The sequence below is a fragment of the Arcobacter suis CECT 7833 genome, from assembly GCF_003544815.1.
GTDB lineage: Bacteria > Campylobacterota > Campylobacteria > Campylobacterales > Arcobacteraceae > Aliarcobacter > Aliarcobacter suis.
Window position 1 is genome coordinate 17,191 of record NZ_CP032100.1, and the last position, 19,922, is coordinate 37,112.

Genomic DNA, 19,922 nt, shown 5'->3' on the forward strand with positions numbered 1-19,922 from the left:
TTATAATCCTTGAATTGTAGGACTGAATGCTTTTGTACTAAGGCTTACTTTTTGTCCAATTTTAAGATTTTTTACTTCTTCTTTACTTACAACAACTTCAACTAATTGTTGACCAATTGATACAATTGCAATGTGAATTACATCGACTTTTACTATGTCTAAAAGTTCTCCCTCAAATGAGAATTTCTGACTACCTTTTGTTTTTAACAAAATATCTTTTGGTGTACCATCGTTTATAATTTTCCCAAAATTTAGAATAACAACGCGATTTGCTAGACGATAAATTTCACTTGGGTCATGGCTTACCATAATAGTTGTTGTATTAAATTCTTTATGTAAAGTAAGAATTTCATTTTGAAGTTTAGTTCTCATGTTTGAGTCAAGTGCTGATAAAGGTTCATCCATAAGTAGGATTTTTGGTCTATTCATCAGCGCTCTACATAAACTTACTCTTTGTTTTTGACCGCCACTTAATGTTTGTGGGAATCGGTTTTTTAGTTCTTCTAATTCTGTCATTTTTAGCAAATAGTTTGCTAATTCTTTATCTTTATTTACATATAAAAGGTTATCTAAAACTGAAAAATTGGGAAATAAAGCATAATCTTGAAATACAAAACCTATTTCTCTTTTTTGGCTAGCTAAACAAAACTTTTCATTTAGCCAAATATTATTATCAATTTCAAGGGTTCCTTTTGCATCTTCAAGACCTGCTAGAATTCGCAAAAGTGTAGTTTTCCCACTTCCACTAAGACCTGCAAGAGCTACAAAATCACCTTGTTTTATTTCTAGATTTATATTTAAATCCATTTCTCCATTTGCACCATGAAGTTTTTTTGATATATCAATTTTTATCATTTATTTCTTTCCTAGTAACATATTTTTTTGTTTTCCATTAAATATGTAAACACCTAAAAGTGTAAGAAAACTAAGAGTTATCATAATTGCACTATAAATATGTGCATTAGTATAATCCATAATTTCAGTAAATTCATAAATAGCAATTGAGGCTACTTTTGTTTCACCAGGAATACTTCCACCAATCATTAAAACAACGCCAAACTCTCCAACAGTATGGGAAAATGTAATTATGATTGCTGTAATTAAAGCAGGTTTTATATTTGGTATGGCAACTCTAAAAAGAGTTTCAAATTTACTTTTTCCACTTATATAACTAGCTTCAAGCATATTTTTATTTAGGCTTTCTAAACCTCCTTGTAAAGGTTGAACCATAAAAGGTAAAGAATAAAAACAACTAGCAATAATTAAACCTGTAAAATTAAATACCAATTTTATGCCAAAATATTCTTGAAAAAAAGCTCCAATTGGAGAATTAAATGATAAAGACCAAAGTATATAAAATCCTAAAACAGAAGGTGGTAAAACTATAGGTAAAGCAGTAATTGCTTCTAATATAGGTTTAAATCTTGATTTAGTTTGTGATAAGTACCACGCGATTGGTAAACTAATAAAAAATAGAATTAGCGTTGTAATTCCCGCAAGTTTGAAAGATAATAAAAAAGGTTCAAACTCTATATTTTTTAAAATCTCAATCATTTAACACTTCTCCAATAGATAAATTACTTGCTTTTATCAAAATTGTAACAACTTCTCCAATTTGTAAATTCATTCTTTTCGATGAATCTACGGTTATAATACTTTCAAGAAGAGTGTCATTTATTTTTAAAATAACACTAGTTAATAATTGTCCATTTTCTAAACTTTGAATTGTTGCAACAATTTGGTTTGATAAACTTATTTCACCTATTAAATTTTTAGCAATTGAGATGTTAGAAGGTTTTACAGATAATTCTACTTTTTTACCTATTTTCACATCATCATTTAAATCTAAACTCATCATTTTTAAAGTTAATCCATTAAAATCAAACTCTACAATATTTAAATTATCAACAGAATTTATTTTTTTTATTGTTGCAACTAATTGACTCATTTTACTAAATAACCAAAATCTTCAAATATTTTTTTTGCTTCTTTTCCTAAGATAAAGTCATAAAAAGCTTTTATTTCTTCATTTTTCATTTTATCACTTATTATTCCAACAAGACTATTTGAATGGTCTATTATTACAATTCCTTGATCAATTGGAGTGTAAAGTTTTGGATCAACACTTACCCAATTAACATTTTCTTTATATTGAACCATTTTTTCATCGTACATTGATGATTTTGCAATAAATCCTATATCTGCTGCTGTCGTTGCATAAGTTACAGCTTGAGAAATTGATTCAGCATATACAAATTTATCTTTTGTAGCTTCTTCTAATCCGGCATTCTTAATAGCTTCCATAGCAGCAGTTCCATAAGGTGCAGTTTTTGGGTTTGCAACAGCTATTTTAGATATTGATGAATCTTTAATTACATTGATTCCTTTAGAAAAATCAAGTTTTTTAGAACTTAACATTGCAAGGCTTCCTTGAGCATAAATAACTGGTACATTTTTAGCTAACCTTTTTTCATATAATGATTGAGGAAACTTCATATCTGCTGACATAAAGATATCAAATGGCGCTCCATTTTCAATTTGAGTAACAAATTTTCCACTGCTTCCAAGAGTTACTTGAATTTTTGTATCAGGGTTTGTTTTATTAAACTCTTTTACTAATTCATCTATTGCATAACTAACATTTGCAGCAACTGCAATATTTACTTGACCTGCAAATATTGTTGAACATAAAACCATTAATCCAAAAATTATCTTTTTCATTTTTTATTCCTTATTTTCCAATTATTACGTCAGAGGCTTTTATAATAGCACTCACCTGTGTACCTTTTTCTATTTTTAACCTTTCAAATGAACTTGATGTTATTACTGAGGCAATTTTGTCATTATTACCAATATCAATTACCAATTCTGTATTAATTTCATCTTGATTTATAGAATCAACAGTTCCTTGAAATTTATTTCTAGCACTAATATTTAGTGTAATATCAGTTGTTATTAATACAGTACTTGATTTAAAAATAGCAACAACTTCATCGCCTATTTCTAAATTCAGATTATTTGCTGCTGTATTTGTAATAACTGAAACAAGTGTGTAACCACTTTTTAGTTTAATAAATATTTCTGCATTTATTTTTCCATGTTCAATTAATTCAACAGTTCCGCTTATCTGATTTCTTGCACTTATTTGCATTGATAATCTCCTTATAGTTTTTAATGTCCCAGTATTTATATCTGTTATTTGACTTAAATTTTTAAGAAATTTTTTTTGCTCATTTCTTAAAATTTCAAAGGTTTCTATAAGATTTTCCCCATAAGGTGTAAGTGTCGTTCCTCCGCCCCCAACTCCGCCTGTCTCTCTTTGTACAATTGGTGTTGTTGACAGATTATTCATCGATTCAATAGCTTCCCAAGCAGCCTTATAACTCATAGGAACTTCTTTAGCCGCTTTACTAATAGAACCTGTTCTTTTAACTGCAATTAATAACTCAATTCTTTTTTCTAATAAAAATGGTTGGTTAAAAATCTCTAAAGTTAAATTTGATAATATCTCCACATAAATCCTTTTTGTTATATCATATAGTATATAACGATAAATAAAAAAATATTATCATTATGTAGCTTAATACATAACGATAATTTAAAAAAAACTAGAAGAAAATCTTCTAGTTTTTTAATTATCTTACTGCATCAAAGAAATAATCTGTTTGTGCAATTTGTTTTGTTTCTTCATCTAATTGATCTAAGATAGAATTTGTAATCCAAGTTAATAGATTTAATCCACCTTCATAACCACTAATAGAATATCTATGTAAGTGATGTCTATCAAAAATTGGGAAACCAATTCTAATTAAAGGTATTTTTGTATCTCTATATAATTCTTTTCCGTAAACATTTCCAATCATGAAATCAACTGGTTCTGTGAATAATAAACTTCTTAAATGCCATAAATCTTTTCCACCCCAAATATTACATTCAGCAGCTCTAGAAGATTTAGCTAAGATAGCTTTCATATCATCTTCCCAACCTTTTCTTGGTGCATTGTTACACACAATATGAGTTGGAATTGAACCCATTTCAACTAAGAATGAAACCATTCCTAATAAGAAGTCAGGATCTCCCCAGATTGCAATTTTTTTACCATGCATATATGGATATGAATCTTGCATTGCATCAACAAATCTAGCTCTTTGTTGTTTCAATTCTTCTGGAACTTCTTTTCCTGTTAATTCTGCTAATTTCATTACAAACGCATCTGTTCCACTTAAACCAATTGGATTACAAGCTTCATAAGTTTGTTTCCATTTGTTTTTAATAGTTTTAGCTGTAAGAATAGTAGAATATTTTTGTAAACTTATAGTCGCTTTTGCGTTAATTGCTGTTTTTGCATCAGCTATTTTTGTTCCACCAGCATATAATTTATATTCACCAGCTCCTGTGTCCCATTGCTCTTCATGGTCACCAATCATGATGATTTTATCACCAAACATTTTAGAGATTTTTTTAATTTCTTTTAATGATCCCAAATATGGTTCAAATCCAGGAATTATATTGATTCTTTCTTCGTCAACTTCTCTTGCAACACCTTCTGATAATTGCTCTAAAGTTGATTTCATCATATTGTCATAACCCGTAATATGAGATCCAACAAATGAAGGAGTATGTGCATGAGTAATTAGAGTATTATCAAGTTCACCCTCAGCATCATCTCTAGCACCAATTACGAATGCATTTAAGTCATCACCGATAACTTCTGCCATACAAGTTGTACTTACAGAAATCATTTCTGGTTTATAAAGTGCATTACAATTTCTTAAACCATCTTTCATATTTGCAAGTCCCCCAAATACCGCTGCTGATTCTGACATTGAATCAGAAACACAAGGAGTTGGTTCTTTAAAGTGTCTTGTAAAGTATGATCTAAAGTATGCAACACAACCATGTGAACCATGTACATATGGCATTGTGTTTTCAAAACCTAAACCAACCATAATAGCACCCAATGGTTGACAAGCTTTTGCAGGGTTAACTGTAATAGCTTCTCTTGCTAGATTTTTTTCTCTATAATCCCAAGATTTTGTCCACTCAGCAATTTCTGCAACTTTTTCAGGTGCAACAGCACCAGCAGCACTTTCGAATTCTTTTTTATTTTTTAAAACTTCTTGGTATTCAGGCTTTAAAAAAAGTTTTTGTCCGTTTACTATATTATCTAAATCTTGCATAGCCTTCTCCTTACGCTTCTTTTTCCCATGGAGCTTTTGTGTGGTTCCATACTGGTGAGTTAATCGCTAAATCCATATCTTTTGCGAAAATTGCAAAAGCGTCATATCCATGATAAGGACCACTGTAATCCCAAGAGTGCATTTGTCTAAATGGTAATCCCATTTTTTGGAATACATACTTCTCTTTTACCCCAGCTGCAACTAAGTCTGGTCTTAATTTTTTAACGAAAGCTTCTAATTCATACTCATTTGCATCATCGTAAATAAGTGTTGATCTTTCGATTTCGTCTTTAGTTCTTTTATAGTCATCTCCGTGTCCGAACTCATATCCAGTTCCGATTACTTCCATTCCTAAATCTTCATAAGCTCCAATAACGTGTCTTGGTCTTAATCCACCAACATAAAGCATAACTTTTTTACCCTCTAACATTGGTCTATATTTAGCAATTACAGCGTCAGTCATTGCAGTATATTTTGCAATTACAGCTTCAGTTTTTGCTTGAATTGTTTCATCAAAGAATGAAGCAATTTTTCTTAAAGACTCAGTTGTTTTTGTAGGTCCAAAGAAGTTATATTCCATCCAAGGTACATTGAACTCTTGTTCCATGTGTCTAGCAATATAGTTCATAGATCTATAGCAATGTAATAAGTTTAATTTTGATTGAGGAGCAATAGCTAACTCTTTATAAGAAGCATCTCCCGACCATTGAGCAATAACTCTTAAACCCATTTCTTCTAAAATTAATCTTGTTGACCAAGCATCTCCACCGATGTTGTAATCCCCAATAATTGATACATCATAAGGAGTTGATTCGAAATCTTTTCTATAAGAAGTATCTGGCATGATATAATCTCTAATCATGTCGTTCGCAATGTGGTGACCAAGTGATTGAGAAACCCCTCTAAAACCTTCACATGAAACAGCTATTGTTTGATGTCCAGTCTCTTTTTTATGCATTTTAGCAACTGCATGAATATCATCTCCAATTAATCCAATTGGACATTCTGATTGAACAGAAATTCCATTATTTAATGGGAATAATTCATCAATTTCTTGAAGTGCTTTTTTAAGTTTTTTATCTCCACCAAATACAATATCTTTCTCATTAAAATCAGTAGAAAAGTTCATAGTAACAAAAGAGTCAATACCAGTTGTTCCTATATAATAATTTCTTCTTCCACCTCTTGAATATTGTCCACATCCAATTGGTCCATGAGAGATATGAATCATATCTTTAATTGGTCCCCAAACAACCCCTTTTGAACCTGCATATGCACATCCTCTTTGAGACATTACACCTGGTACTGTTTGTTTGTTACTTCTTGTTGTATCACAAGAACCTTTTCCTGTTTCAGGCGAATCTACACCTAAGTGTTTAGCTCTACTTTTTTTAGCCTTGTCTGGATATGCTTCTAGTACTTCAGCTATCGCTTCTTTTTGAAGACTTTCTAATGTTTCTGGTCCCATAATTTCTCCTTTTAAAGAAAAAGTAGCTTACGCTACTTTAACTCTGTATAGATTCATGTCATCTAATTTTCTACAAACTGCTTTAGTTGCATCACCATCTACGCTTTTTGAAATTTCAGAAATTTGGTATTTATTTGTGTAATAAACCATTTTAAAACCATCAATTTCTTTACATTCAGTATTTGTATAATAATCTACAAGTGCAGTGTGTAAAAAAGAACCCTCAGGAACAGAAATAGTTTCTAATTTAGCGCCTTCTCTTGTTTCACTTGTTAAAGTTACAGTTTTCCCTGAAGCATCAATACCTTCCTGTACTTTTTCAATAACTTTCTCAAAACTTACATTATTTCCTTCACTCGCTGGGAAGTGGTATCCACATACAAACATAATTTTCTCCTTACTACTATTTTTATTTTAATTTTTTGTTTTTTTAAGCTTAATTATTAAGCTTCTTCTGCTTTTTTACCAACATTTTCTAAGTCAGCTTCTTCTTCTAATCCAAATTCCATTAATAGGTTTTCTAAATCATCCATTTCTAATGGAGTTGGAATAACTTTTAAATCATTTGCAATGATTTTTCTTGCTAATTCTTTATATTCCATAGCTTGATCATGATTTGGTGAATATTCAACAACTGTCATTCTTCTTAACTCAGCTCTTTGAACGTGGTTAGATCTTGGAACGAAGTGAATTAATTGAGTACCAATTTGCATTGCTAAGTGTTTTGATAAGTCATATTCTTTATCAGTCATTCTCGCGTTACAAATAAGACCTGCAAGTCTAACTCCACCAGTATTTGCATATTTTAGAATACCTTTTGAAATGTTATTAGCAGCATACATTGCCATCATTTCTCCAGACATTACGATATAAATTTCTTGAGCTTTACCTTCTCTAATAGGCATAGCAAATCCACCACAAACAACATCTCCAAGAACGTCATAAGAAACGAAATCTAAATCGTCATCATAAGCACCTTCTTCTTCTAAGAAGTTGATAGCTGTAATAACTCCTCTACCTGCACAACCAACACCTGGCTCAGGACCACCAGACTCAGTACAATTGATATAACCTTCAGTTATTTCATTGTTATCGTAGTGGAATTCTCCAGCACCTGGTTTACATACATCTTCTAATTCTAAATCTTCAACAGTTCCCGCTTCAGAAGCTAATTGCATAATTGTTGATTGAGCTTTTTCATGTAAAATTAATCTTGTTGAATCCGCTTTTGGATCACAACCTACGATTAATATTTTTTGACCATAATAGTGACACATTGCAGCCAATGTATTTTGAGATGTAGTAGATTTACCAATCCCACCTTTTCCGTAAAACGCGATTTGTCTTAATGCTGACATTTTAACTCCTTTGATATATATGTTTACGAAATAGATAATTGCACTTTGTGTTCCACAGAAAAGATTTTTTATAAATTTTTATAATTTCTTTTAGAAAACCCTAAAATAGGAGATTAGATGCTAAGAAAAAATTAAAAATTTATTTTTAGGACATTTATTATCCGATTTTATTAGTGTAAATTATTTATATTATGTAGGTTTAAAATGAAAAAAAGAGTACAAAAAAGAGTTATATGATTTACAAGTTTGTATTATTTTTGAAGGTTGAAATTCAGCTGGTAAAGATGGTATTATAAAAAGATTCTTTTTTTACTTCCACTTTTAATATGGAAGTTGCTAAAACAATTTTGTTACCATTTTTGTTTTTCATTGTCTTAATGGGAATTATCAATTATATTTATTATAAAAAAGCATCAAAAGTTATAGGTTTGAGCTAGAAGATTCAAAATAGGAACAGCAGTTACCTTTTTTAACAGGTAAATATACAATCGAATCTGCAATTATCATATCAGCAGGAAGTAGCAATATATTAAAATCTATTTATACTTTTAGTATATGGTGTTTTACAATCTTAGTAAGATTTTTTCTTTAAGTTTTCTTACTAAAATGTGATACTTACACTTAACCCTTTATAATTCTTATTTTCAAATATAGTTTGACAATTATCAAAAGATAATAAGTATTTATGCATTTCAACAATAGTTTTATATGTGTTAGTTAGTCCTAATCCTGTACCTTGACTTTGATGTTTTGTTGTGAAATATGGCTCAAATATTTTAGGAAGTATTTTTTCGTCAATTCCTCCTGCATTATCTTGGATTTTTAGGTTAAGATGATTATTTGTATTAACTATTTTTATAATTATGACCCTATTCTCAACATTAGTTTCAATAAATGCTTCAATTGAATTATTTAGAATATTTTTAATTGCTTCAGAAAACTTAAATTTATCTATATAAATTTTATTATCAACTTTATAGTCAGTTATAATTTTTATATGATTTTTGTTTATAACTTTTTTCATATCATGTAAGATATCACTCATTATTTGACAAATACTATAAGATTTTTCAAGATTCTCAAAAGCAATATCATCAAAATTATTAATTATATTTGATAAATAATTTGTAATTTCTACAATTTTGCTCATATCATTATCTAAATTTGAAATATCATATAAATTTAGTTCTTTTTGTAGTTTAATTCCACTTGCAATAATAGAAATTGTACTTAATGGTTGTTTCCATTGATGTGATATATTTTGAATTAATTCATTTAGTGATTTAAACTTTTTTTCTAATTCTATGAGTTTTAAAAGAGTAAAATTTTTAATAATTAATAAAATCTCTTTTTGATTTGGCATCAAATTCATTGTAATATAAATAATCATTAATTTTTCATTTTTGGTAATAAAAGTAGTTTCAAAATTTTCTATATATTTTTCTTTAATTATAAGGTCCATTAACTCTTGGATTTTTTCTTTATTTTCCTTAGTAAATAAATCAAAAACAGAAATGTTAATAAGTTCATTGTAACTATATTCACTTAATTGTTTAAAAGAGTCATTAAATTTTATAAAATTTCCATCTAAATTTATTGTTGCAATTCCATCTTTTGAACTATAAAATATTGTTTCAAACTCTTGTTCTATTTTTTGTTCTTTTCCTAAATTAATAATTGTTATGTATAAAAGAGGAGAATCAGGTATTAGTTCAATTCTTTTACTTTTTATTAAAACATCTAAGGCTTTCGCATCTTTTGTTTTATGTTTTGTTGTAAATTTATCCCAACCTTTCTCTAAAATATTTTTTTGTCTTTTTTTCATCTCCTCATCTGTTATAAATTCTAAAGTCAAATCTTTGGGAGTAATTTGTCTCATTTCTTCTTCTGTGTAGTTATATAATTCTAAAGCTTTTTGATTGAATAAGATAAATTTTTGTGTTTTTAAATCAAGAATTAAGATAGCATCGAGTGATTCGTCAAATAAAGTAGATAATAGATTGATTTGTTGAGTATTCATAGAAATCCTTTCTATATAATTGTAATTATATAAAAATAAGATATTAATTATCTTATTAATCTCTTATTTTCTTATAAATTTCTATATTTTAATCATTTTATTCTATTTAAAAAAGGAAAGTTTTAAACTTTCCTTTTTATTTAATCTTTATATTTTTAGCTTTAACTTCGTTTTTACCAATAAACTCTTTTTCATTTGCATTTGAAACTATAAGTTTTGCTATTGTATCTGTATTCATGGCAACATCATGCGTTTGTGATGCAACAGCTGCATTTTGTTGAGTTTGTTGATCTAACTGATTTACAGCATCATTAATTTGTTCTATTCCTGTAAGTTGTTCTTTACTTGACATCTCTATATCTTGAATTAGATTTATAGTATTTGTTATATTTTGATTTAACTCTTTATATCCACTTATCATATGATTTGCTATTTCTTTACCTTGATTGGCCTTAGAAGTTGCATTTCCTACTATGTTTTTTATCTCTTTTGCTGCTTCTGCACTTCTACTTGCAAGATTTCTAACTTCTGCTGCAACAACTGCAAATCCTTTCCCTGCTTCACCAGCAGTTGCTGCTTCAACAGCTGCATTTAGTGAAAGAATATTTGTTTGAAATGCTATTTGGTCAATTACTGTTATTGCTTCATTTATTGAATTTACTTGAACATTTATCTCTTCCATAGCAACTGTTGTTTGGTTTGCTAAATTCTCTCCATCTTTTGCAGATTTTGTAACACTACTTGAATATGTAGCCATTTTTTGGATATTTTGCGTATTATTTCTGATATTTGATGTTATCTCTTCTAATGCTGCTGCTGTTTCTTCTAGGCTTGCTGCTGCTTCATTTGAACTGATATTTAATTTATCAACATTTACAAGAAGGATATTTGAGCTTTCATCTAATGTTAATCCATTTGATTTATTCTCAACTAACATATCATTTACAACATTTGCAAGACTATTTAATCCAACAGATACTTCTCCTAAATTATTTCCTGTAATTCTGTGTCTAAAGTCTAATTTCTGAAAAGCTATTAAAGCATCTGATATTTTATTTAAATCCCCATCAACTTTTGCAGATACAATTTCAAATAAGTCATTAACACCATTTTTAAGTTCTTCTATGCCTTCATTTTTAGTTGATTCAGTTATAGTTTGTTTCATAATTCCTATTTTTGCTAACTCAATAGCTTTTTTTACAGCATCAATTACTTTTTTAGCTTCAGTAATATCTTGAGCAAATTTAACAACTCTTGTTACTTTTCCACTTTTATTTTTTACAGGAGTATATGAAGCTTGAATCCAAACAGAGCTACCATTTTTATGAATTCTTTCAAACTCATTTATTTGAGATATTCCTTTATCTAAATTATTCCAAAATTCTGTATATTCTGTTGTAGTTGTATATGTTTTATTACAGAACATTCGGTGATGATTACCTACCACTTCATTTAATTTATAACCAAGAACATTTAAAAAATTATCATTTGCATGTATTATTGTCCCATCTGGTTTAAATGAAATAATTGCAAAATTTTCATCCATTGCAATTAATCGTCCTTTTTCTTCTTCTGTTTTTCCAATGTTTAGCATTATAATCTCCTTAAATTATTTTTATTAAAATGAAATGTTATCTTAATGATAATGTTATTTTAAAATAATAGTAATAAAGTGTATTAAAATAGTATCATTTTTTATTTTTTAGTAAAAAAATAATTTAGGATTTTATATTTTAATAAAAATATTATTTCTAAGAGTATTTTAGCGCATATTGAGTGAAGAATTTATAGATTTTCTACCTTGTAGAGTTTTTTTCTCTCTTTTGAAGAGGGAATATCTAATATTTTTCTATATTTTGTAATAGTTCTTCTAACCATTTTAAGACCAAACTTTGTTTCTATAAATTCTAAAATAGCTTCATCTGTTAAAGGAATCTCTTTATCTTCATAATCAACTAAACTTTTAATATAACTTTTTATTTGTGATGATGATAAATCTTTATCAACAGCATTTGTAAAAAAGAATTTTAATGGAAAAATTCCCAAATTACACTCTATATATTTATTTGATACAGCTCTACTTATTGTTGATTCTGCAAATCCTAATTCAGCTGCAATCTCTTGCATAGAAAAAGGTCGTAATTCTCCTCCAACAAAAAAAGATATTTGTTTTTCTACAATTATTAAAACAATTTTGTAAAGTGTTGATTTTCGTAAGTTTAGTAAATTTACTAAATCTTTTGCTTCTTTTAGTTTTTCTTTTATATTTTCATTTTTTGTAATAAATGGATTTTTAACTTTTATATCTGGGTAATAAGCATTGTTTATTTTTATCTCTATATCTTCATTGATTTCAACAAAGAAATCAGGGATAACTTGCACATTGTCATTTATATAATCAATGGCAGGAGGATTATTGAAATATTTTATAATATCTTTTGCATCATTAAATCTATGATGTGCTGCATATTTGTCAACATGAGCTATATCTTTTATGATTTTTTTAGTGAAATTATATAATTCATCGTCAATTTTTCTATCAATAGAATCTAACTGAAACAAAAATGATTCTTGCAAATCTAATGCCCCAACTCCACTTGGTTCTAGTCTTGCAAATCTTTGTCTTATTGATTCAACATACTCTTTATATACATTACAAGTAGTTGCTATTTTTTCCATATCTCCATCAAAGTATCCATTTTCATCTATATCACACAAAATTTCAAGTGCAACTTTTTTTGAATTTGGTGTTGGAAAAAGTGATTCATTTTCTATTTGATCGCTTAGTTTATCATTCAAAGAGTTTGAATAAAAAGCTAATGACTCAACAAATTCTCCACTTGTACCATTTGAAGTAAAGTTACTATAAAAATCTTTTGATTTTGTTACTTCCAAAAAAGGGTTTTCGTAAGACAAGTTTGTTAGGTACGATTCTAAATCTTGGATAGATGTTTGAAGCATTGGTAGCCACAACTTTAATGATAGGTTTAAGTTCTGCTTTTGCGCAGTTGATATTGAAAGTGAATTTGCCATAGAGTTATTTTGCCCAAATTCAAAAAGAATTTGGACGTCCTTTAGTATATTTTTTAATACTTTATTCTAATTACACCGTTTGGTTTAACTATTTTCATTTGGCACGATAATCTTGATTTCTCAGTATTTGTACCAGCACCAGCTTCTGCAATTACTTTTTTCTCTTTTTCATTGATTTCAGAGATAAATTCCATACCTTGCTCAATTGAAACTAAACATGTTCCACACTCACCGTCTCTACAACCAAATGGTAAAGCTGAACCAGATGCTTCAACTACATCTTGAATTGTACTTCCTGGTTTTACATTAATTGCTAAAAAGTCGTTTACGATTTCTACTCTTGTTGTCATTTTTTTTCCCTTATTTTAATTTGAATGGTTTTACTAAAATATCACCTTTAACTAACATCATTGGTGCTATTCTGATTTTTGGACTAATTGTAAATTGTTGACATTGTTCAGCTTCACTTGCAGTAATTGCTCCAAGTTTAACTAAAATATCTAACTCCTCATCTTCCATATAACTTGTTGGTTCTTCATCACTTAAGTTTTCAACCGAAATTAAACACTTAGAATAATCACCATTAGCCGCAAATGGAATTGGTACATTTTTTTCTTTAGCTAACCTAACAATAGGTTCACCAATTTTTGCATCATATACCCCATCAGTTACCGTGTCAAAATGCATAAAAATCACTTTTGCCATACTTTTCCTCCTTACTACTATTTAATAGACTTGTTTACTAAAATAAGATCACCAAGCCAAGTAAAAAAGTTTTCTTAAGCTCTTTTACTTGGCTTGAGCAAAAATTATTTTGAGTAATGTTTTTCCCTATGTTGTCTCATAAACTCAAGTTCTTCCTCAACTTCATCTCTATAATTTTCCATTGCTAGTAGTTCGTGTTCCCTACAACCTACTACTTCAATCAAAGCATTTAAATCTAAGAAATGAACTTCATAAACTCTGATTACTTGTAAAAATTCCCCTATTGATTTTATATATCCAATTGCACCTGCTTGAACCATAATTGTTCCAATAGGAGCATGTGGATATGTTCCATCATTTTTTATATCTTCAAGAAGTTTTACTTTTTGACCTATTCCAAATTTTGGTTTATCTTCATCTCTACCTGATCTTGATGCAGTTACGCTATCGTGTAAAATAGTATTTGCATCAACTATTTCTTTATGATTAACACCCACAACTTCCTCCTTGAGTTCCTGTTGTTCCAGTTCCACAAGATGAACAACCATCTAGTTTTCCTGTTTCATACATATTCCAAACATCAGCGGCACTTGGAGCATGACCAGTTTTGTAATCACCATAAACTCTAAGTAGTGAGAATTTTAAAAATTCCAATAGTTTGTTTTCATCTGCAATTGAATCAAGACCTTTTTTTATTAAAGTCCCGTACTCTTTCATCATATGAAATCTTTTAATATTAATTAGTTTTTGGTCAAACTCTAAACCAAAAAAATTAAAAAAATCTTCAGTATCTCTTAGTTTATAAAAATCATTTACAGTTTGCATTTTATATCCTTTATTACAAGTCTAATTCGTCTTTTAAAGTTTCAATCCAATCTTTGATTCTAGCTTTTGTTAAACTTTTTTCATTGTGGTTATCAATAGCTAAACCACAAAGTTTATCATCTATTTGAGCTAGTGAAAATTCAAATTTATATCCCTCAACAGGAACAAATCCAACAACAGTAGCACCTGCTTTTGTAAATGTTTTATGAAGTTTCCCTAACGCTGAACAGAAATGTTCACCATGTTTTACACAATCCCCTGCTCCAAAAAATGCAACAGTTTTTCCTGAGAAATCAATATTATCAGACTCTATTTCTAAAATCGGATCAACCCAAGAGTGGTGAACATCACCTTGTCCCCAAGTAGAACTTCCTAAAAATAAAATGTCATATTCAAGAAGTTGATCTACATTATCGAAGTCTTCTTCCATATTTATGATTTCATCAACATCAAACTCTTTTGCTAATGCTTTTGCAATAGCCATTGATGTACCACCAGCTGTTCCACAAAAAATTCCAATGTTTGCCATGTCTAATCCTTAAATGTTTTTATATTTATCATAAGTTTCTTGCGCATTTAAAAGAAACTTTTCACCCTCTTCTTCTAGTTTTTCATATTCTCTAAAAGAGTATCTATGGGCATCTTTGAAAAATTTTTCACAAAGAACAATTTTCCCTGCGAAAACTACAACTCTTCCAAATCCTTCATGACTCATTTCCATTACAACAGAAGCCATAACCCCAGTCATTTTTTCAAATGCAAGTGCAACTGCTTGGAAAATAAGTCTTATATCTTTAATTTGCATTTCGTCAATATCAGCGATAATAGGAATATTTTTTAAATCTTCTTTTGTTCTGATATATTTTTCAACTATTAGTTCTTCATTGCTTTTACCAGTCCAAGTTCCAAACTGGTCTAAAGCTCTTACTTGTCCAACTAAAGTTTCAATAAATAGTTTTTTAGCATCCATATTAGGCAGCCTTTTTTTCAATAATTTTTTTAATAAATGGAGGTGGATTTGTATTTAACATTGTTGTTAATTTTTTGATTTCTTCTTCGATAGAAACTACTTCTTTATATTTAATTGGAAATATTCCATTGTTTATGATTTTAGCAGCAGCAATTGCTCCAATATTTGTAAAATAAACAATATCTATACCTTTTAATAATTCAACAGTTTTATCTGTATCTTTATCTTCAATTTTTATGATTTCACAAACAGTTGTTGACTCTTTTCCTACTTCATAAACGGCAAATTGCTTTGCGCTTCCAAAATGAGAGTCTATATTTTCTAAATCACTTGTAGCAAAAGCGATTCTAACAGTTCCACTTGTTGGTTCGTTTGTTTGTATTTTTATACTTTTCATCTTACTATCCTAAAAGTTTGTATCTTGTGAAATATATGCAATTAGTGTTCCACAACTTAAATTTATTTACCTATGGCAAAAAGATAAAAAATATTGTTTTTTGTATTCAAAAATTCTTTACTAATATCATCAAAATAAGCTCCTATTCCACTGCAAGACAAGTTTAGAGAAGTACTTCTTAGATATAAAATTTGAGCAATAAATCCTGTTAAAATATAAGAATAAAAGTAATTGTGTCCTGCTTTACATGTAAAAAATATAGTAAATGCACTTTGTCCAGAAAGTTTTTGATTAAGAGCTAAAGTTGTCAATTTCTCAGTAAAATCAGCTTCATTTTCTAAGTTGGCATTTTTGTATAAACCTTTTTTTATTCCCTCAATATGATTATTTACAAAATAAATTTCTATACCAAAAGTATTTGCAAATTCAAAAATATCTTTTGTAATAAATAAAAAATCATCTTTTGAAATAGTTTCATTATTAAAAGCTCGAATTGAGCGTCTATTATTTATGGCATTTTGGAGATTTTCTTTTGATAAATCATTTAATAAATCAATTGCGAATATTCTTTCTAGTTCATCTTTTTGGCAATCATGATAAAAATCTTCTACAAATTTTTCTTTTAATTGATAATCACAAGCACAAACATTTATTATTGGAGTTCGTAACTTTTTTGGTTCAATAGTTTTTTGTGATTTAACAGTAATACTTGTATAAAATGATTCAAAATTATCAAAAGAAAACTCTTCATTTAAAGCACTTTTATCAAAATTAAAATCAATTTCACATTCGATATTTTTAAGTTTTAAAGCTGAAAATATTGAACCTAAAAAATGTCCAGTATCAAGTAAAAGATACCTAATTGCTCTTTTTTCATATTTCCAAACAGTCCTAAAATAGGCATTTGAGATTAAAAACATAAATTTCTTTTGTTCTTTTTCTTTAAAATAAAACTCAACTCCGTCATTACTTAATTCATGGATTAAAGTAAGATTATTTTCAAGTGGTTCATAATGATAAATTCCACTAATAAATCCTTTAATTGCACGAATTTGAATATATAATTCACAAGGATACAATCCACCAGCACTAGGATTTGCTCTTAAATCAACTTTTTCTTTCCCGTAAGTTTTTGTAGCTGTGATTTTTCCAATATTTTTTATAAATTTTAACTCCTCATAATCATCAAGATTAAATCTTTGATAAAAATGAGGATATTTTTTATAAGCTCTTGGTTGAGTTCTATAATCTATAAAATTAGCTTGATTAAAATATTTTTTATAATTTATATCAGTTTGATCATGATATATTTGCATTTTTCAGTAGTTTTACAATTTTTGGAGTTACTGCTAAATCGATTGCTTTGAATCCATCTAAGCTTTCAAAATCAGTACGTGCATTATGTTTTAAAAGTAATTCTACAAAATCTTCTTTTCCTGCACTTGCACAATACATTAGTGAAGTTACATTATTTACATTTTGTGAATTTATATCAATTCCAGCTTTTACTAAAGCTTCAAAACACTCATAAGAGTTCCCAAAACAGGCATTCCACAAAGCAGAATTTCCATCTATATTTTTAATATTTAAATCAGCATTCAATGATAATAATTCATCTACAACAATTATATTAGCTTCTCTACATGCTTTCATAAGTGCAGAATTTCCATATTTCCCAACAGTATTTAAATCTTCCTGAGAATATTCATTTTTAATTAACCACTCTTTTAATAAAGTAGTCATTTTAAACACCCATCCAATTTTCGTGAGTATGACCTTTTGGTTTGAAGTTTACAACTTCATTTAAAGTAATAGAAAAATCTTCAATTTTAAAATCTTCTTCTAAATCAGTCGGAATCTCTTTATATTTTATAACTCCCTCTTTATCAATTATAAAAATAGAATTTGCAATCATAGAATCATCAATATTAACTCCAAATTTAAGTGAAAAATCTTTAAAGTCATTTGAAATAAATCCTTTATCTAAAGCAAATTTTTCTGCAATATCTTCAACTTGTTCTTGTTCACTTGGAGTTATTAAATAAGCATAAACTTTTCTTTTTGTTGAGTTTATTACTTCATGTATTTCACTTGTGTATTTATTTATGTCATTTAAACTAATCATAACTTGAACAGATGGTGCCATTAAACCAATTACTTTTGTTTCATCATTTGCCATTTTTACTCTTACTGCTGGTGCTTCACCCTCAATCTTTCTATCTTTTTTACCTAAAGTGTAGGCTTTGTTTTTGTATGTAACTTCCATTTATAAAATTTCCTTGTGTATTATTTGACAATCTTTATTTATCATTATTAATGATTTTATTAATTTATTTTCTTTATCATCTAGATTAAATGTTTTTGCAATTGATCTAAAATCATTTGACATTATTGATTCATTTAAATCAAACTCTTTTATGATATTTTCTATCTCATTTTTTGAACTAGTTGTTATGATAAAACACTCAATTTCATTTTTTGAGCAATGAATACTATTTTTTAGTTGTTCATTAAATTCATTTATATTTGGTAATGTAATAATAATTTGTGCATTTAGTTTAGGCATTCCTATTAATTTTATAGTTTCATTTAACATTTTCACACTTGTAAATGGAACTAATTGCATATTTGGATTAATGCTCATGTCCTACTCCTAATTTATGATGATTTATTAAATTTGCTAATTCAAAAAGTAAATATGAACTTCCCTCATATAAAACATCATTTTTAAGTTGGTTTCCTAAACTTTCAAAATCAGGAAAACCTCGAACTAATAAAGCTTTTTTATGTTTTATAGCAAGTCTTTCTGCATGGAAATTTGATATTACTAAGTCACCCTCTTGCAAAAATGATTCCACATCTTCAAAATCCCCAATTAAAAGGTTTTCACATGGAATTTCATCTAATAAATCATTTCTATGTGTGGTTACTATGGCTTTTATATGAGCTCCTGCTTCAATAATTGTATTTGCAACACTCAAAGCTTGGTCAGGCTCAAGGGCAATTATTACTTTAGAACTTCCAATAACAAAATGTGTATCTAAAAGTGCATCTTGATGTCTTTTTCTCCATCTTACAATTGAAGGGTGTGGTTGAGAGATATTTTTTACTTTACACAAAACTTTAAAGAATTTATCACTTGCTTCTAGTCCACCTAAAGAATCAAAATGAAAGACTTTAATATTTGGATTTTTTTCAAGAATTTTACTTCCACATTTTTCTACACTTTGTCCTATTGTAAAAACAAGTGAAGAATTTGCAAGTTTTTTAATATCTTCTACAGATATTCCACCACTTGTTAATGCCCCTTGTTTTAATCCTAGGTGACCATCAAGTGATTCACTCAAATCTGGAAGTGAAAAAACTTCATAACCAAATAAAGAGATAGTGTCTTTGATTTTTTCTACTTCTATTGGTTTTAAATTTACATTTGGGATTATTAAGGCTTTGTTTGTATCTATTTCAGTTGTAGATTGAACTAATTGTTGAATTATTGCTTCAATTGATTTTGAAAATCCACTTTCGAGTGAACCCTCAAAATCAGGAGTATTTACATAAACCATTTGTTGAATATCTTCAACTAATTTACTAGCTCCTTTTATATCATCACCTTTTGTTTCAGTAAGCCCTGTTGTAAAAAGTCCTACTAAATCAGGTTTTACTTTTTTTGTGATGTTTTTAATACTTTCACTTATTGCATAATCTCCACCATCAATAACAGCTGTAATATCATTTACAGCAGTTGTTTGAACTGCAATTGGATCATTAAAATGTCTTGTGAAAAATACTTTTGAGAAAGATGCACAGCCTTGCGCTCCATGCATTAAAGGCATACAGTTTTTAATACCTAAAAAGCATAACATTGCGCCCATAGGTTGTGATAATTTTATTGGATTTAATTGTAAAGGTTTGGCTGATATTGCTTCCATAATAATTCCTTATAAGGATAATTATGGAAATAATGCA

General features: G+C 28.4%; 24 protein-coding genes. All 24 read right to left on the reverse strand.

The window, feature by feature from the left end; all coding sequences use genetic code 11:
• Positions 1–855, reverse strand: a complete 855-nt coding sequence (locus tag ASUIS_RS00095) for an ABC transporter ATP-binding protein (protein WP_118885124.1) — start codon at positions 853–855, stop codon at positions 1–3.
• Positions 856–1,554, reverse strand: coding sequence for a molybdate ABC transporter permease subunit (gene modB, locus ASUIS_RS00100; RefSeq protein WP_118885125.1), 699 nt, complete (start codon positions 1,552–1,554; stop codon positions 856–858).
• The gene (locus tag ASUIS_RS00105; RefSeq protein ID WP_118885126.1) at positions 1,547–1,948 is read right to left on the reverse strand and encodes a TOBE domain-containing protein; all 402 of its coding nucleotides are present in this window, start codon (positions 1,946–1,948) and stop codon (positions 1,547–1,549) included. Before ASUIS_RS00105 ends, modB begins: the two co-directional genes overlap by 8 nt.
• On the reverse strand, positions 1,945–2,721 hold the full coding sequence (modA, locus tag ASUIS_RS00110) for a molybdate ABC transporter substrate-binding protein (protein ID WP_118885127.1): 777 nt from the start codon (positions 2,719–2,721) through the stop codon (positions 1,945–1,947). Before modA ends, ASUIS_RS00105 begins: the two co-directional genes overlap by 4 nt.
• Positions 2,722–2,731: 10 nt before the next feature.
• Complete coding sequence (locus ASUIS_RS00115) at positions 2,732–3,514, reverse strand: TOBE domain-containing protein (RefSeq protein ID WP_118885128.1); 783 nt, start codon at positions 3,512–3,514, stop codon at positions 2,732–2,734.
• A 121-nt stretch (positions 3,515–3,635) separates the two neighbouring features.
• Positions 3,636–5,180, reverse strand: a complete 1,545-nt coding sequence (gene nifK / locus ASUIS_RS00120; protein WP_118885129.1) for a nitrogenase molybdenum-iron protein subunit beta — start codon at positions 5,178–5,180, stop codon at positions 3,636–3,638.
• A 10-nt stretch (positions 5,181–5,190) separates the two neighbouring features.
• Positions 5,191–6,648, reverse strand: coding sequence for a nitrogenase molybdenum-iron protein alpha chain (gene nifD, locus ASUIS_RS00125; RefSeq protein WP_118885130.1), 1,458 nt, complete (start codon positions 6,646–6,648; stop codon positions 5,191–5,193).
• Between the two features lie 27 nt (positions 6,649–6,675).
• Positions 6,676–7,035 (reverse strand): hypothetical protein, encoded by a 360-nt coding sequence (locus tag ASUIS_RS00130; protein ID WP_118885131.1) that lies wholly within the window; start codon positions 7,033–7,035, stop codon positions 6,676–6,678.
• A gap of 56 nt (positions 7,036–7,091) precedes the next feature.
• Complete coding sequence (gene nifH, locus ASUIS_RS00135) at positions 7,092–8,006, reverse strand: nitrogenase iron protein (protein WP_118885132.1); 915 nt, start codon at positions 8,004–8,006, stop codon at positions 7,092–7,094.
• A 601-nt stretch (positions 8,007–8,607) separates the two neighbouring features.
• Complete coding sequence (locus ASUIS_RS00140; RefSeq protein ID WP_118885133.1) at positions 8,608–10,026, reverse strand: sensor histidine kinase; 1,419 nt, start codon at positions 10,024–10,026, stop codon at positions 8,608–8,610.
• 136 nt (positions 10,027–10,162) lie between these two features.
• The gene (locus ASUIS_RS00145; RefSeq protein ID WP_118885134.1) at positions 10,163–11,620 is read right to left on the reverse strand and encodes a methyl-accepting chemotaxis protein; all 1,458 of its coding nucleotides are present in this window, start codon (positions 11,618–11,620) and stop codon (positions 10,163–10,165) included.
• A 191-nt stretch (positions 11,621–11,811) separates the two neighbouring features.
• Positions 11,812–13,059: an RNA polymerase factor sigma-54 gene (locus ASUIS_RS00150; RefSeq protein WP_118885135.1), complete on the reverse strand. Its 1,248-nt coding sequence runs from the start codon at positions 13,057–13,059 to the stop codon at positions 11,812–11,814.
• 53 nt (positions 13,060–13,112) lie between these two features.
• Entirely contained in the window at positions 13,113–13,409 is a 297-nt protein-coding gene (locus tag ASUIS_RS00155) for a 2Fe-2S iron-sulfur cluster-binding protein (RefSeq protein ID WP_118885136.1), read from the reverse strand.
• Positions 13,410–13,419: 10 nt separating this feature from the next.
• Entirely contained in the window at positions 13,420–13,764 is a 345-nt protein-coding gene (locus ASUIS_RS00160) for a hypothetical protein (RefSeq protein WP_118885137.1), read from the reverse strand.
• A 104-nt stretch (positions 13,765–13,868) separates the two neighbouring features.
• Positions 13,869–14,261, reverse strand: coding sequence for a nitrogen fixation protein NifZ (locus ASUIS_RS00165; protein WP_226799939.1), 393 nt, complete (start codon positions 14,259–14,261; stop codon positions 13,869–13,871).
• Positions 14,251–14,589, reverse strand: coding sequence for a nitrogenase-stabilizing/protective protein NifW (locus tag ASUIS_RS00170; protein ID WP_118885139.1), 339 nt, complete (start codon positions 14,587–14,589; stop codon positions 14,251–14,253). The genes ASUIS_RS00165 and ASUIS_RS00170 overlap by 11 nt, the downstream gene beginning before the upstream one ends.
• Positions 14,590–14,602: 13 nt before the next feature.
• Positions 14,603–15,118: a flavodoxin gene (locus tag ASUIS_RS00175; protein WP_118885140.1), complete on the reverse strand. Its 516-nt coding sequence runs from the start codon at positions 15,116–15,118 to the stop codon at positions 14,603–14,605.
• 9 nt (positions 15,119–15,127) lie between these two features.
• A complete protein-coding gene (locus ASUIS_RS00180) occupies positions 15,128–15,559 on the reverse strand; it encodes a NifX-associated nitrogen fixation protein (protein ID WP_118885141.1) in 432 nt (143 codons plus the stop codon).
• Between the two features lies 1 nt (position 15,560).
• Entirely contained in the window at positions 15,561–15,956 is a 396-nt protein-coding gene (gene nifX / locus ASUIS_RS00185; protein ID WP_118885142.1) for a nitrogen fixation protein NifX, read from the reverse strand.
• 62 nt (positions 15,957–16,018) lie between these two features.
• Positions 16,019–17,272 (reverse strand): SagB family peptide dehydrogenase, encoded by a 1,254-nt coding sequence (locus ASUIS_RS00190; protein WP_118885143.1) that lies wholly within the window; start codon positions 17,270–17,272, stop codon positions 16,019–16,021.
• Positions 17,256–17,699, reverse strand: a complete 444-nt coding sequence (locus ASUIS_RS00195; RefSeq protein WP_118885144.1) for an ankyrin repeat domain-containing protein — start codon at positions 17,697–17,699, stop codon at positions 17,256–17,258. Before ASUIS_RS00195 ends, ASUIS_RS00190 begins: the two co-directional genes overlap by 17 nt.
• A 1-nt stretch (position 17,700) precedes the next feature.
• On the reverse strand, positions 17,701–18,222 hold the full coding sequence (locus ASUIS_RS00200) for a thioredoxin domain-containing protein (protein ID WP_118885145.1): 522 nt from the start codon (positions 18,220–18,222) through the stop codon (positions 17,701–17,703).
• A complete protein-coding gene (locus ASUIS_RS00205) occupies positions 18,223–18,600 on the reverse strand; it encodes a hypothetical protein (RefSeq protein ID WP_118885146.1) in 378 nt (125 codons plus the stop codon).
• Positions 18,590–19,885: a nitrogenase iron-molybdenum cofactor biosynthesis protein NifN gene (gene nifN / locus ASUIS_RS00210; RefSeq protein WP_118885147.1), complete on the reverse strand. Its 1,296-nt coding sequence runs from the start codon at positions 19,883–19,885 to the stop codon at positions 18,590–18,592. Before nifN ends, ASUIS_RS00205 begins: the two co-directional genes overlap by 11 nt.
• Positions 19,886–19,922: the final 37 nt, after the last annotated feature.